At 64.5% G+C, this 13,647-nt stretch carries 13 protein-coding genes; 10 read left to right on the plus strand and 3 right to left on the minus strand.

From position 1 onward, the window contains the following. Positions 1 to 8 precede the first annotated feature (8 nt). The 5 genes from K2O51_RS10855 to K2O51_RS10875 all read left to right on the plus strand — a co-directional run bounded on the left by K2O51_RS10855 (position 9) and on the right by K2O51_RS10875 (position 4,163). Complete coding sequence (locus K2O51_RS10855) at positions 9 to 626, plus strand: TetR/AcrR family transcriptional regulator (protein WP_245001805.1); 618 nt, start codon at positions 9 to 11, stop codon at positions 624 to 626. Between the two features lie 187 nt (positions 627 to 813). Further along, positions 814 to 1,629, plus strand: a complete 816-nt coding sequence (locus K2O51_RS10860; protein ID WP_220630207.1) for a TauD/TfdA dioxygenase family protein — start codon at positions 814 to 816, stop codon at positions 1,627 to 1,629. Between the two features lie 67 nt (positions 1,630 to 1,696). After that, a complete protein-coding gene (locus K2O51_RS10865) occupies positions 1,697 to 2,803 on the plus strand; it encodes an S-(hydroxymethyl)glutathione dehydrogenase/class III alcohol dehydrogenase (RefSeq protein WP_220630208.1) in 1,107 nt (368 codons plus the stop codon). A gap of 10 nt (positions 2,804 to 2,813) precedes the next feature. Beyond that, positions 2,814 to 3,710, plus strand: a complete 897-nt coding sequence (fghA, locus tag K2O51_RS10870) for an S-formylglutathione hydrolase (RefSeq protein ID WP_220630209.1) — start codon at positions 2,814 to 2,816, stop codon at positions 3,708 to 3,710. Between the two features lie 72 nt (positions 3,711 to 3,782). Beyond that, a complete protein-coding gene (locus K2O51_RS10875; protein WP_220630210.1) occupies positions 3,783 to 4,163 on the plus strand; it encodes a VOC family protein in 381 nt (126 codons plus the stop codon). Between the two features lie 96 nt (positions 4,164 to 4,259). On the opposite strand, the gene K2O51_RS10880 is transcribed toward K2O51_RS10875, so the two are convergent. After that, positions 4,260 to 6,041, minus strand: coding sequence for a SulP family inorganic anion transporter (locus K2O51_RS10880; RefSeq protein ID WP_220630211.1), 1,782 nt, complete (start codon positions 6,039 to 6,041; stop codon positions 4,260 to 4,262). Between the two features lie 290 nt (positions 6,042 to 6,331). Then, complete coding sequence (locus K2O51_RS10885) at positions 6,332 to 7,633, minus strand: DUF445 domain-containing protein (protein WP_235679737.1); 1,302 nt, start codon at positions 7,631 to 7,633, stop codon at positions 6,332 to 6,334. A gap of 70 nt (positions 7,634 to 7,703) precedes the next feature. Here K2O51_RS10885 and K2O51_RS10890 point away from each other — a divergent pair, with 70 nt between their 5' ends. After that, positions 7,704 to 8,183, plus strand: a complete 480-nt coding sequence (locus tag K2O51_RS10890; protein WP_011300697.1) for a hypothetical protein — start codon at positions 7,704 to 7,706, stop codon at positions 8,181 to 8,183. A 7-nt stretch (positions 8,184 to 8,190) separates the two neighbouring features. Here K2O51_RS10890 and K2O51_RS10895 read toward each other — a convergent pair whose 3' ends face one another. Further along, complete coding sequence (locus K2O51_RS10895; protein WP_425332969.1) at positions 8,191 to 9,591, minus strand: aminotransferase-like domain-containing protein; 1,401 nt, start codon at positions 9,589 to 9,591, stop codon at positions 8,191 to 8,193. A gap of 82 nt (positions 9,592 to 9,673) precedes the next feature. On the opposite strand from K2O51_RS10895, the gene cyoA reads away from it, so the two are divergent. From cyoA to cyoD, 4 genes are read left to right on the plus strand one after another with little or no spacing between them, the layout of a single operon-like run. Beyond that, on the plus strand, positions 9,674 to 10,594 hold the full coding sequence (cyoA, locus tag K2O51_RS10900) for a ubiquinol oxidase subunit II (RefSeq protein ID WP_220630213.1): 921 nt from the start codon (positions 9,674 to 9,676) through the stop codon (positions 10,592 to 10,594). 3 nt (positions 10,595 to 10,597) lie between these two features. Continuing rightward, positions 10,598 to 12,577 (plus strand): cytochrome o ubiquinol oxidase subunit I, encoded by a 1,980-nt coding sequence (gene cyoB, locus K2O51_RS10905; protein ID WP_011300694.1) that lies wholly within the window; start codon positions 10,598 to 10,600, stop codon positions 12,575 to 12,577. A 5-nt stretch (positions 12,578 to 12,582) separates the two neighbouring features. Further along, a complete protein-coding gene (cyoC, locus tag K2O51_RS10910; RefSeq protein WP_011300693.1) occupies positions 12,583 to 13,245 on the plus strand; it encodes a cytochrome o ubiquinol oxidase subunit III in 663 nt (220 codons plus the stop codon). Continuing rightward, positions 13,242 to 13,646 (plus strand): cytochrome o ubiquinol oxidase subunit IV, encoded by a 405-nt coding sequence (gene cyoD / locus K2O51_RS10915; RefSeq protein WP_140948905.1) that lies wholly within the window; start codon positions 13,242 to 13,244, stop codon positions 13,644 to 13,646. Before cyoC ends, cyoD begins: the two co-directional genes overlap by 4 nt. The last annotated feature ends 1 nt before the right edge of the window (position 13,647 follow it).

Here is a 13,647-nt window from a genome sequence, read left to right on the forward strand (position 1 = left end):
AGGATACGGTGGGCAAACAGGTCATTCTCCAGACGACGGTGGAATTGCTGAAGACCCGGCTGCCGGAGCAACTGACCATCCTCGAGATCGCGGCGGCAGCCGGGGTCGCGAGGACATTGGTCCGGTACTACTTTGGCGATCTCCACGGCCTGCTGCGCGAGGTAACCGAACACCTGATGAGCCAGTTGCAGGATCGCATGGAAGTGGTGATGCGCATGCAAGGCACGGTCCGCGAGCGCGTCCATCAGCGCTTGCTGCTACGTCTGGAGTTCATGCAAGAGCATCCGCATTTCGAGCGGCTGGCGCTTAGCGAGATCTATCACGGCAAGGACGTGGCCGAAGAGGATGCGGTCGGCGATGCGCTGCAACGCATTACCCGACGCGCTCTGGAGCTGACCGACATGATCCTCGAAGATGCGCGAGGTGCGGACATCGATGCGAGGTACGTACACCTGCTGATACTGAGCGTGTCCGCGTTTATCCCCACGGCACAACCTTTGCTCCGACATCTTTTTGGGCCGGGCAAGGAATGTGAGCGACAGGTGGACAACTACCTTGAGTTCGTCTCGGGCATGATCGCTGATGCCATTGATGGCAAACGCGGGCCCGTCACCCCCCGCAAATAGAGACGAGCGCAAGGCTTCGAGATACCTCAATGCCTTCGGGCGGTCATTGGCGTGGGCCTGGAGGGTGATGCCAGCGCGCCCAACGACCCGATGCGCTTGACTCTGCAAGACCGATCCAACTAAACTGCCACAAATTGCCACTAGTGGAAATTAAAGGCAGTTCGAACAAACCAAGGAAGGACGACTCATGAAAATCGACAATCTCACACCTGCAATCGGTTCCGAGATTCACGGCATCAACCTGGCCGATCCGGATCAGGTGCTTCAACACGCTGAGGACTTGCGCGCCATTCTTGCCGAGCGCCAGGTCATCTTCTTCCGCGATCAGGATCTGACGCCGGAAGCACAAGTTCGCTTTGCGAAGATCTTCGGAAGGGTGGAGCCGGTTTCGTCGACGTTTCCCGCGCATTCGGAAAATCCGTATGTGGAGCTCCTCGTCAGCCAGGGAACCAGGACAGGCACGGACATCTGGCATGCGGATCTGACGTGGCAGACATCCCCGCCTGCCGGTGCATGCCTCTATGCGGTGGACGTGCCGGAAACCGGCGGCGATACGATGTGGGCAAGCATGACGGCGGCGTTTGATTCGCTTTCACCGGCAATGCAGGATCATTTGCGAGGTCTGCGCGCCGTCCACAACTGGGAGGCACCGGCCTTGACCGACAACCTCCGCAAGCGCGATGAAACGGGGGCGCTGTATCGGGCAGCCCGCGAAAAGTATGCGCCGATCGAGCAGCCCGTCATTCTTGAGCATCCCGTCACGGGCAAGCCGGTGACGTTCGTCAACTCGCTCTACACCACCCACATTCGCGATGTGACGAACGACGAAAGTTGCGCGCTCATTGGCTTCCTCAGCGGCCTGGCGAAGGTGCCGGAGTGGCAAGTCCGCTTCCGCTGGACCAAGGGGTCTGTCGCGGTCTGGGACAACCTCGCCACACAGCACTACGCCGTCAACGACTACCACCCCGAACCGCGTCGAATGCATCGCGTCGCCATTCGCTGACGGGCGGAGTATCAAGCCGATTCCTGCACCTGATCTTTCTCTGACCGACTAACCACATCCTCCGACTATGAAAACCAAAGCTGCCATCGCCTGGAAAGCCGGCGCCCCGCTGACCATCGAAGACGTGGACCTGGAAGGCCCCCGTGCTGGTGAAGTGCTGGTGGAAATCAAGGCCACCGGCATCTGCCATACCGATTACTACACGCTGTCCGGCGCCGATCCTGAAGGCATCTTCCCGGCGATCCTGGGTCATGAGGGCGCGGGCATCGTCACCGATGTCGGCCCGGGTGTGACCTCGCTCAAGCCGGGCGACCACGTGATTCCGCTCTACACGCCGGAATGCCGCCAGTGCAAGTTCTGCCTGTCACGCAAGACCAACCTGTGCCAGGCCATCCGCGCCACGCAGGGCAAGGGCCTGATGCCGGATGGCACCTCACGCTTCTCGATCGACGGCAAGCCGATCTTCCACTACATGGGCACGTCGACGTTCGCCAACCACATCGTGGTGCCGGAAATCGCGCTCGCGAAGATTCGCCCCGACGCGCCGTTCGACAAGGTCTGCTACATCGGCTGCGGCGTGACCACCGGCGTGGGCGCCGTCATCTTCACCGCGAAGGTGGAAGCCGGCGCCAACGTGGTGGTGTTCGGCCTCGGCGGCATCGGCCTGAACGTGATCCAGGGCGCGAAGATGGTCGGCGCGGACAAGATCATCGGCGTGGACCTGAACCCCGAGCGCGAAGCGATGGCGCGCAAGTTCGGCATGACGCATTTCATCAACCCGAAGGACGTGGGCAACGTCGTCGACCACATCATCCAGCTCACCGACGGCGGCGCGGACTACTCGTTCGAATGCATCGGCAATACGCAGGTCATGCGCCAGGCGCTCGAGTGCTGCCACAAGGGCTGGGGCAAGTCGATCATCATCGGCGTGGCGGAGGCCGGCGCGGAGATCTCCACGCGTCCGTTCCAGCTCGTCACGGGTCGCGAATGGAAGGGCTCGGCTTTCGGCGGCGCGCGCGGACGCACTGACGTGCCCAAGATCGTGGACTGGTACATGGACGGCAAGCTCAACATCGACGACCTGATCACGCACACGCTGCCGCTCGACCGCATCAACGAAGGCTTCGACCTGATGAAGCGCGGCGAGTCGATCCGCTCGGTGGTGCTGTACTGAGGAGCGCGCCGTGACCCTCGAACTGCTGTCCGAACACGGCTGCCATGGCGGCGTGCAGCGCTTCTACCGGCACGCATCGGCCACCATCGGGCTGCCAATGCGATTCTCGGTGTACCTGCCGCCACAGGCGCTGGCCGGTGGCGGCAAGCTGCCGGCCCTGTTCTATTTGGCGGGGCTGACCTGCACCGAGGAAACCTTCATGATCAAGGCCGGTGCGCAGCGCTTTGCCGCCGAGCACGGGCTGGTCCTGGTGGCCCCCGACACCAGTCCGCGCGGCGCTGGCGTGCCGGGCGAAGCCGATGCCTGGGACTTCGGCGTTGGTGCGGGTTTCTACGTCGACGCGACTGAAGCGCCGTGGCGCCAGCATTGGGGCATGGAAAGCTACGTCGCGCAGGAGCTGTTCGACCTCGTGAGCCGTGAGCTGCCGGTCGATCCGGACCGTGTCGGCATTTTCGGGCATTCGATGGGCGGTCACGGGGCACTGGTGCTCGCGCAGCGGCATCCGCAGCGTTTCCGCTCGGTGTCGGCGTTCGCGCCGATTGCCGCGCCGACGCGGTGCCGGTGGGGACAGAAGGCCTTCACCGGCTACCTCGGCGCGGACCGGGCAGTCTGGATGGACTACGACGCATCGGCGTTGATGAGCCAGCAAACGCGCCCGCCATTTCCGGAAGGCATTCTGGTTGACCAGGGTCTCGGCGATGAATTCCTTGAGGCGCAACTGAACCCCGCGGCATTCGAAGCCGCTTGTGCAAGCGTCGGACAGCCGCTGATCCTGCGGCGGCATGAGGCCTATGACCACGGCTATTACTTCATCAGTACGTTCATTGGCGACCACATCCACTTTCACGCCAGCATTCTGGCGGAGCGCAGTCGCCCAATGCTGACCCGGACATCAACGGTCAGGTAAATGCATCTGAACAGGCTGGCGCGACTTGCCGTGGCCTGGAATTCTTTTCTTCTTAACCAAGGAACTATGAGTATGACCATCTTTACCCACGTTGTGATTGGCACGAACGATCTGGAACGCGCCCGGAATTTCTATGACGAAGTGCTCGGCACACTCGGTGTCCAGCGGGTCATGAACCTGGAGACCGCATCGCTTTGGGGGGCGGATGTCCCGGCGTTCATGGTGACCAAACCGGGCAATGGTCTGCCTGCGACCTATGCCAATGGCGGCACCATCAGCTTTGCGGCGCCAAGCCGTGCCGCCGTCCATGCGTTTCACGAGACGGCACTGAAGCTCGGCGCGCTGGATGAAGGCGAGCCTGGTCCGCGCAGCTTTACACCCACCGCCTACGCGGCGTATGTGCGCGATCCGGACGGCAACAAGATCTGTACCTATTGCTTCGCGTCCGCTTAGTTTGCCTGCTGCTTGCGCGGCTGCGCTCTGGCGCCGGGACGGCAGGCACAGGGCGCTATGACTATCCCTGCCTTCCCGGCCCTTCGATGCTGATGCTCAGATCGACCGCTTCGACGGGCCGGTACCATCGTTTCTCGAAGCAGACGCCACAGGGTTGCGCTCTGCGCTGGCCGCCTGGCCAGCAGGCGGATTGCCGCTGCTTGCCTCGTACCTCGCAACGGCCAGGTCAATCGCGAAGAACATCCTTTCATGCGTCAGCGTCTCGCCGAGCGGCGAGCGCCGGACCATCTCCAGCACGTCCGGGTTCAGGCCGGCCAGCCACATCAGCACGCCGTTTTCCTCGCGCAGCAGCCTTTCGGCGTCGATAAGCATATGCAGCGCGGTGTACTCGAGGTCCGAGACGCCGGCCAGGTCCAACGCCAGGATGCGAGGGCTGGATTCCGCGACCAGCGCGCGCAGCTTGTGCCCGACGCGCCGTGCATTGGCAAAGTAGATGCGTCCTTCGGGCCGCAACATGAGCAGGCCCGGCAGCGTCTCGTCCTCGGGATGCCTGTCGGAACGCGGGCGAAATACGTTGGTCCCCGGTTTGCGAACCAGCACGTACACCGGCGGGTCGGAGGTCTGGTAGGCCAGCGCCAGCATGGAAATGATGATGGCGACGACGATGCCCTGCAGGGTGCCAAGCGCAACGACGCCAACCATGGCGATCAGCGCCCAGCTAAATTCCGTGCGCCGGACATGCAGGACCGCGCGGAATTCCGCGGGCTTGACCAGCGTGATCGAATAGACGATGACCACGGCGGCCAGCGTGGCTTCGGGCATCAGTCCGACCAGCGGGGCGAGTACCAGCATCGTGCCCAGCGACGCCAGCGCAGTCACCAGCCCGGCAAGCTGTGACCGTGCGCCCGCCATCTGGTTGACTGCGGTCTGCGTGGTTCCGCCGCCGGCCGCCATGGCGCCGAGAAACGCACCGGCCAGGTTCGCGAAGCCGGTCGCCAGCAGTTCCCGGTTTGCCGGCGGTGGCGATTCCCCGCTCTGCGCAAATGCGCGGCCGGCGGCAATGCTTTCGGTAAAGCTCATCAGCGCAACGCCAAGTGCCCCGGGCCAGAGCTGTTCCATCAGATCCGGATCGGGCAGCGTGAGCGGCGGCAGTCCGGTCGGCACCTTGCCCACGATGGCCACACCCAACGCAGGCAGGTTCAGCACGGAAACGCCGATGATGCCGATGGCCACCGCGATCAGCGGCGCCGGAGCGCGCGGCAACCAGTGCTCCATGGACAGCAGGATCGCAACCATCGCGATGCCGACGGCCGCGGTGGCCAGCGAGGCATGCGGAATCCCTTGCGCAATCCCCAGCACGTTGTGGAAGAACGAGCCCTTCTGGAAATGGATGCCAAGCAGCTTCGGGAGTTGGTCCACCACGATGACGACGCCGATGCCAGCCTTGAAGCCGATCAGCACCGGCTCGGAGATGAAGTCAGCGACGAAGCCAAGGCGCAGAAGCCTTGCAGCAATCAGCATGGCGCCAACCAGGAACGTCATCGTTGCCGAAGCCGCCACCAGTGTCGCAGTGCCAGGATTGGGACCCAGGGTGGAAAACGACGCGGCTACCAGGATCGCCAGCGTCGTCGTTGTGCTGACGCTGAGCAAGCGCGAGCTGCCGAGCAGCGCATAGACCAGCATGGGAACGAAAGCCGTGTACAGGCCGACCTCGACAGGCAGCCCCGCGATGGTGGCATAGGCCAGCGCCTTCGGGATGACTACCGCTGCGACGGTCAGCCCGGCGATCACATCGGGAGCTACCCACTCCTTGTGGTAGCCATGGAGCCAGCCGGGCAGCGGCAGGCTCGCGGTGCCGCGAGCCCAACGGCGTGGCATGAGGAGTTTCCGGTCGCCCGGCGCGCGATGCGGCATGGCTATGTACCTCCTTCCCTCAATCTTGGAATCCCGGGGCAGGACGTTTGCCGGATGCGCCCCTGCTCCTGGCGCTTGATCAGTTCCTGGTGCAAGGGAAGCAGGGCGTCCCTGTATGCCGTGAAGGACATGGGCGCCTTGACTCACCAGCAGGTCCCGGCACTCGGGCCGCGGCAGCGGTCAAACCTGCACTTGCCCGACAACAGAGTCTAAGCCTTCGACAGGAATTCACAAGTACGGTGAGGCATGCGAGTTCAAGGCGCCAGCCACAGCAATGCGGCATGGAGCAGCACACCCACCGTGCCGCCGACAACCGTGCCATTGATGCGGATGAACTGCAGGTCGCGCCCGATCTCCGACTCGATTTTCCTCGTGATCTCGTCGGGGTCCCAGCTCTTGACGACTTCGGAGATCAGCGCAGGCACCTGGTGGCGGTAGCGGATGACGGCCGCATGGACGAGCTGCAGCCACCACGCATTGAGCCGGTCTTGCTGGGCCGGATCATCGCGCACGCTCGCGCCGAGCGACGCCAGCATGTCGGCGACCATGGCGCGCATCCACGAATCCTCGCGTGCCGCTTCGCTGCCGAGCCACAGGCGCAGACGTTGCCACAGCATGCGATAGCTGTCTTCGCGCTTCAGGTAGCGGATGAAGTCGCGCATCCATGACCGGCCCGTACGGCGGTAGCGGGGGGACGTGCGCAGGCGGACGATCTGCACTTGCATGGCTTCGTCGAGTTGCTGCCGCAACGGGTGGTCCGGCGCGGAGCGGACTTCATGCAGCAGCGCGATGATGCCTTCGACGAACTTGTTGACGATGTAGGCGTCGAGCCGGACCGGTGTATAGCGCGATGCCTCGCTGAACTTGGCCTGTAGCACGCCGGCGTTCGCCGTGAGCCATTTTTCCATGGCGCGCAAGCCGCGATCGAGCAGCGGCTGGTGCCGCTGCTGCTCCGTCAGCACTTGCAGCAAGTTACCCGCCAGGGCCGAGACATCGAGCGTGCGAAGCCAGGGCAGGGCGCTGCGCTCGAACAGGCGGGCGACGTTGTCGTCGTCGAGCACCTGCAGCAGTGCCGGCAGCGAATCCACCACCGGGTCGGCCAGCGTCCGGCTGTTGGCTGGGCTGGCCAGCCAGCTGGCGGCCACCTTTGCCGTGTTGTGCGCGCGCAGCCGGTCGACAATCAGCTCGGGCGCGAGGAAATTCCGCTCGACAAAGCTCCCCAGGCTATCGGCAATGCGCATCTGGTTGCGCGGAATGATTGCGGTATGCGGGATCGGCAGGCCGAACGGGCGGCGGAACAAGGCCACGACCGCGTACCAGTCCGCGACTGCGCCCACGGTGCCGGCTTCGGCAAACGCGCGCACCCACGCAAGCCACGAGGCGTACGAAGGAAAGTAGGCCTGGCCCAGTGCGCTGAGCACCAGCAGCACCAGCATGGCCGCGAGAATAGCGGTTGCCGTCATGCGCATGCGCCGCAGGCCGTTCTGTGCTGGCGTGGCGGGCCGGTCGGGCGCGTCGTGCGGCAGGCGGGTGTCATCATCCGCGAATAGACTCAAGGCGAGGGCTCCTGCAGGAATCTGGATAACCTTGCCGCCGGCGACCCGCAGTGGACCCCGGCGAATGCGCATGGTACCGCGCAATGATTGCACGGGCTTGAACAGCGCCTTCATCGCCTCCGCATTCCCGGCCAAGGCCAGGCTCGCTGGCTTGCTGCCTCCGCGCCGTGACGCAATTACCCTGATCGTGCTATTCCCTTGCCCGCACCTTTGCTGGGATCATGGGGCTGCAAGCAGTGCAGGCGGTTGCACCAATCTCCATGGAGCCGTAAACAGGCTCGACACCATTGTGGCCGACACCGATCCCGATGCGCTGTTCAGGCGCGTCGGTTACTACGACTTCCGAGCCTGCACGGAGCTCACGTCGAGCGGACTGAACCAGGGGTTCGTGCTGGTACGCCATCACACCCTGATCGGCACCGTTCAGACGGTATTTCGTGCCGGCAAGCCGCAGGCGCAGCGCGATATGGCGCTGTTCATGGCGCTCGAAAAGCTCGGGCAACTGGCTGCGCTAGCCGCCCGGGACAGGTTGCCGAAACGGCACGGCTAGGTATCCTTCAAACCACGGCCGCTGCCTGATCGAGCGGCTTGCGTGCCAGCAGGTCCGCGAGCCGCTTCAGTGCCATCGACAGCTGCGTACGCTGCGCCGCGCCGCCGAGCGAGATGCGGATCATGTTGGGCGGCGTCGGCCCTTCATGGAATGCGTCAGAGGGCGTGACGCGCAGTTGTTCATCGAGCGCGGCACGGCTGAACCGCGCAGCGCTCCAGTAGCTCGGCAGTGCATGCCAAAGGTGGATGCCGGCCGGTGACAGCGCCCCGGAGCCAGGCAGCCACTGGCGCGCGATGGCCTGACGCGCGGCCGCTTCCGCGCGAATGCCGGCCAGCAGTTCGGTGGCCGAGCCGTCCTGTATCCACTGCATCGCGAGCGCCATCGATAACGGCGCCGCCATCAGGCTGAAGGCGCGCAGCGCGGACAGCATGGCTTCCTGCGTCTCCGGTCCACCGGGCATCACGACGTAAGCGGTGCGCAGGCCCGGGCTCAGGCACTTCGATAGTGTCGATACGTAGGCAACGCGTTCCGGTGCCAGTGCCGCGATGGGCGGGGGCGCATCGGGCGTGAGCAGCCAGTAGGGATCGTCTTCGATGATCAGCGCATCCCAGGCGGCGGCAATGCGCGCCAGTTCCAGCCGGCGCGCTTCGGGCATGGTGTGCGTGGTGGGGTTCTGCGAGGTCGGATTCAGATACACCAGCCGCACGCCTTCGTTGCGGCATGCGGCCTCAAGCAGGTCGGGGCGCATGCCGTCGGCATCGACGCCGATCGTCACGATGCGGCGGCCCAGCGTGGCGGCCGCGAGGCGCATGCCCGGGTAGATCAGCGGCTCGGCGGCGATGGCGTCGCCCGGTGCGCTGTGCGCCAGGACCAGCGCCGCCAGCGCGCTCTGCGCACCCGGATACACCACCACACGCGAAGGCTCGACCGCGCCCAGCATCGGCGCCAGCCATTGCGCGCCCGCGGCACGCTCGGACGCGCTGCCGCCGCCAAGCTGGTACGTCATCAGCAGGCTGGCATCGGTGCGCAGCGTGACCTGCGTCAGGCCACGGCGCATCACGTCGTTGAAATCGACACCTTCCGGCGGAGGCGGCACGTTCATGCTGAGATCGACGACCTGGGCCAGTTCGGCGGTCTGTGCCGCGACGAAAGTGCCAAGCGTTCCACGCGATTCCACCAGCCGGCGCCGCCGCGCCTCGTTCAACGCACGGGTGACGGTGGTCAGGTCCACCCCAAGGCGGGCGGCCAGTTCGCGCTGCGGCGGCAGCCGGTCGCCGGGCAGCAGCAGGCCGTCGGCCAGCGCCTGCTCGAGGAAGCCGACGATCTGCAGGTAGCGCGGGCCGGCGCCGGCCGAAAACCCGCGCGCCCAGGTCAGCACATGAGGGTTTTCTTGTAGGTTGATAGTCACCGAAAAGTTTGCCTTGTATGGATGTTGTCTTACCTTACCATCGCGACCGCCCCAGGTAAATCCATACAAAGGTTTGTCAAAGATGCGCAAATCCATCGCCGCCCTCGCGCTGTTGCTGGGCGGCTGTTCATTTGAACTGCTGTCCCCGAAAGGCCCGGTCGGCGCGCAGGAGCGCGACTTGATCCTGCTGGCGACCGGCCTGATGCTGACGGTCGTGATCCCGGTAATTGTCCTCACGCTGTACTTCGCCTGGCGTTACCGCGAGACCAACACCAAGGCGGAGTACGCGCCGCGCTGGTCCCATTCGACGGCGATCGAAGTGGTGGTGTGGGGCATCCCGTGCGTGATCGTGGCGGCGCTCGGCATCATCATCTGGGAGACGACGCACAGGCTGGACCCGTACCGGCCGCTCGAAGCGAAAGTCACGCCGGTCGAGGTCGACGTGGTGGCGATGGACTGGAAGTGGCTGTTCATCTATCCGCAATATGGCGTCGCCTCGCTGAACGAGCTGGCCGTGCCGGTCGGCACGCCAGTCAACTTCCGCATCACCGCGGAATCGACCATGAATGCGCTGTTCATCCCGCAGCTCGGCAGCATGGTGTACGCGATGAGCGGCATGCAGACGAAGCTGCATCTGCTGGCCGACACGCCGGGCGTCTACGACGGCCGCTCTGCTGCCTACAGCGGTGCCGGCTTTTCCGACATGCATTTCAAGACGTACGCCACGTCGCGCGAGGCCTTCGACGCCTGGATCGCGCGCGCCCGCGCTTCCGGCCAGGCGCTCGACGAACGCGCCTATGGCGCGCTCAAGCGCCCCAGCAGCAAGGACCCGGTCACCCTGTATGCCAGCGTATCGCCGCGGCTGTTCCAGGCCGTGGTCGATCAGTACATGCCCGGCATGGACGGCGTGTGCCGCTCCGACAACCCGGCCACGCTGCAAGCGGCGCTCTCTCTGCCCGCGCCGGCTACCCCTATCTCCGCGACCCCCGCGACCATTCGCTAAGCCATGTTTGGAAAACTCACCCTCGCGGCCATCCCCACCCACGAGCCCATCATCATGGGCACGCTGGTGGCGGTGCTGCTGCTCGGCGGCGCCCTGGTGGGCGCCATCACTTACTACCGCAAATGGTCCTATCTGTGGACCGAGTGGATCTGCTCGGTCGACCACAAGCGCATCGGCGTCATGTACATCATCATGGCGCTGATCATGCTGCTGCGTGGCTTTGCCGATGCCATCATGATGCGCACGCAGCAGGCCATTGCCGTGGGCGAGGCCGCGGGCTACCTGCCGCCGCATCACTACGACCAGATCTTCACGGCGCATGGCGTGATCATGATCTTCTTCGTGGCCACGCCGTTCATCCTCGGCCTGATGAACGTCATCGTCCCGCTGCAGATTGGCGCGCGCGACGTTGCGTTCCCGTTCGTCAACTCGCTGAGCTTCTGGATGTCGGCGGTCGGCGCCGTGCTGGTGATGATGTCGATGTTCGTCGGCGACTTCGCGGCCACGGGCTGGGTCGCTTATCCGCCGCTGTCAGGGCTCGGGTATAGCCCGACAGTCGGGGTCGACTACTACATCTGGTCGCTGCAGATATCGGGGCTGGGGACGACGCTCACGGGCATCAACTTCATCGCGACGATCCTGCGCATGCGCGCCCCGGGCATGAACCTGATGAAGATGCCGGTGTTCACGTGGACCGCACTGATCACCAACATCCTGATCGTCGCGATCTTCCCGGTGCTGACCGCCACGCTCGCGCTGCTGACGGCCGACCGCTACCTCGACATGCACTTCTTCACGAACGAGCTTGGCGGCAACGCCATGATGTACGTGAACCTGATCTGGATCTGGGGCCACCCCGAGGTCTATGTGCTGATCCTGCCGTGCTTCGGCGCGTTCTCGGAAATCATCGCCACGTTCTCGCGCAAGCCGCTGTTCGGCTACAAGTCGATGGTGTACGCGACTTCGTCGATCGGCGTGCTGTCGTTCTTCGTCTGGCTGCACCACTTCTTCACGATGGGATCGGGCGCCAACGTCAATGCGTTCTTCGGCATCATGACGTCGATCATCTCGATCCCGACCGGTGTGAAGCTGTTCAACTGGCTGTTCACGATGTACCGCGGGCGGATCCGCTTCCATTCGTCGACGCTGTGGACCATCGGCTTTATGGTGACCTTCGCCATCGGCGGCATGACCGGCGTGCTGCTGGCGGTGCCCGGCGCGGATTTCGTGCTGCACAACAGCCTGTTCCTGGTTGCCCACTTCCATAACGTGATCATTGGCGGCGTGGTGTTCGGCTGCCTGGCGGCCATGTCGTTCTGGTTCCCGAAGGTGTTCGGCTTCCGGCTCAACGAGTTCTGGGGCAAGGTGTCGTTCTGGTGCTGGCTGATCGGCTTCTGCCTGGCGTTCCTGCCGCTGTACGGCCTTGGCATGAAGGGCATGACGCGCCGGATGAACCACTACGTCAACCCCGAATGGCAGCCGTGGCTCATCGTCGCGATGATCGGCGCGCTCATCATCGGCGCCGGCATCCTGGCACTGCTGTGGCAGATCTACGTCAGCGTGCGCGACCGCGAGCAGAACCGCGACCTGACCGGCGACCCGTGGAACGCGCGCAGTCTCGAATGGTCGACGCCGTCGCCCGCGCCGCACTACAACTTCGCGATCGTGCCGAACATCACGTCGCTCGAGCAGCATTGGGACGACAAGGAAGCTGGACGCGCATGGCAGGCGCCGGCGCGCTACGAAGACATCCACATGCCGCGCCCGACGGCGGCGGGCTTTATCGTGTCGATGTTCGGGCTGGTGCTCTGCTTCGGCTTCGTGTGGCACATCTGGTGGCTGGCCGGGGCCGGTCTTGCCGGGATGATCGCCACCTTCATTGCGCGCTCGTATGACCGCGACGTCGACTACTACGTGCCGGCGGAGGAAGTCGAGCGCACCGAACGCGCGCGCTTCGAGCAGATGCGGCAAGCCACTCTCTGACAGACATGGAAACCACTTACAAGATCGGGACGGACGCGGTTGCCGTTCCCCACAGCGCCGGCGTCCATCACGCAGCACACACCGGTGCTGAGCACGACGCCCATGCCAGCGAAGGCCACACGACGCTCGGCTTCTGGCTCTACCTGATGAGCGACTGCCTCATCTTCGCCGTGCTGTTCGCCACCTACGGCGTGCTCGGCAACCACACGGCCGGCGGCCCGGCCGGGCGCGAGCTGTTCGACCTGCGTTTCGTGCTGGTCGAAACCATGCTGCTGCTGTGCAGCAGCTACACCTTCGGCATGGCGATGATGAGCATCAAGAATGGCCGTGGCGAGGTGCGCGACGTGATCCGCTGGCTCGCGATCACGTTCATGCTCGGCGCGTGCTTCATCGGCATGGAGATCTACGAATTCCGAGAGTTGCTGCATGAGGGCGCCGGCCCGCAGCGCAGCGCGGCGCTGTCGGCGTTCTTTATGCTGGTCGGCACGCACGGCATGCACGTGGCGGCCGGGCTCGCGTGGATCGTCGTGCTCGCGCACCAGATGCAGGCGTTCGGGCTCGACGCCATCGTGCGCCGACGGCTCGCGTGCCTGAGCCTGTTCTGGCACTTCCTGGACCTGGTCTGGATCTGCGTCTTTACGTTCGTCTACCTGAGGGCCTTCGCATGACGACTTCACATGCTTCGCACGCTAACCACGCTACCCACGCCGCGCATGATGCGGCTGCCCACGACGGCTCGCATGGATCGCCGCGCAGCTATGCGATCGGCTTCGCGCTATCGCTCGTCCTGACCTTTGCCTCGTTCGGCGCCGTGATGAGCGGCGCGCTGCCGCCCGGCATGGGTTTGCCGGTTATCGTCGGGCTGTGCGTTGCCCAGTTGCTTGTGCAACTGAGCTTCTTCCTGCATCTCGGCATCGGCAAGGGCCAGCGCGGCAATAGCGGGATCTTCGCGTGTACGTTCGGGCTGATCGTAATCGTCATCGCCGGCTCGCTGTGGGTCATGCATAACGCCGACACCAATATGATGCCGACGCAAATGACGATCGAGCGGGCGCGGGCGAAGGACTGAG

This window comes from Cupriavidus pinatubonensis, from assembly GCF_019602855.1.
GTDB lineage: Bacteria > Pseudomonadota > Gammaproteobacteria > Burkholderiales > Burkholderiaceae > Cupriavidus > Cupriavidus pinatubonensis.

Coding starts and splice junctions, on each gene's coding strand:
- K2O51_RS10860 (WP_220630207.1), top strand. CDS start 814: ATGAAAATCGACAATCTCACACCTGCAATCGGTTCCGAGATTCACGGC.
- K2O51_RS10865 (WP_220630208.1), top strand. CDS start 1,697: ATGAAAACCAAAGCTGCCATCGCCTGGAAAGCCGGCGCCCCGCTGACC.
- K2O51_RS10875 (WP_220630210.1), top strand. CDS start 3,783: ATGACCATCTTTACCCACGTTGTGATTGGCACGAACGATCTGGAACGC.
- K2O51_RS10880 (WP_220630211.1), bottom strand. CDS start 6,041: ATGCCACGCCGTTGGGCTCGCGGCACCGCGAGCCTGCCGCTGCCCGGC.
- K2O51_RS10890 (WP_011300697.1), top strand. CDS start 7,704: ATGGTACCGCGCAATGATTGCACGGGCTTGAACAGCGCCTTCATCGCC.
- cyoA (WP_220630213.1), top strand. CDS start 9,674: ATGCGCAAATCCATCGCCGCCCTCGCGCTGTTGCTGGGCGGCTGTTCA.
- cyoB (WP_011300694.1), top strand. CDS start 10,598: ATGTTTGGAAAACTCACCCTCGCGGCCATCCCCACCCACGAGCCCATC.
- cyoC (WP_011300693.1), top strand. CDS start 12,583: ATGGAAACCACTTACAAGATCGGGACGGACGCGGTTGCCGTTCCCCAC.
- cyoD (WP_140948905.1), top strand. CDS start 13,242: ATGACGACTTCACATGCTTCGCACGCTAACCACGCTACCCACGCCGCG.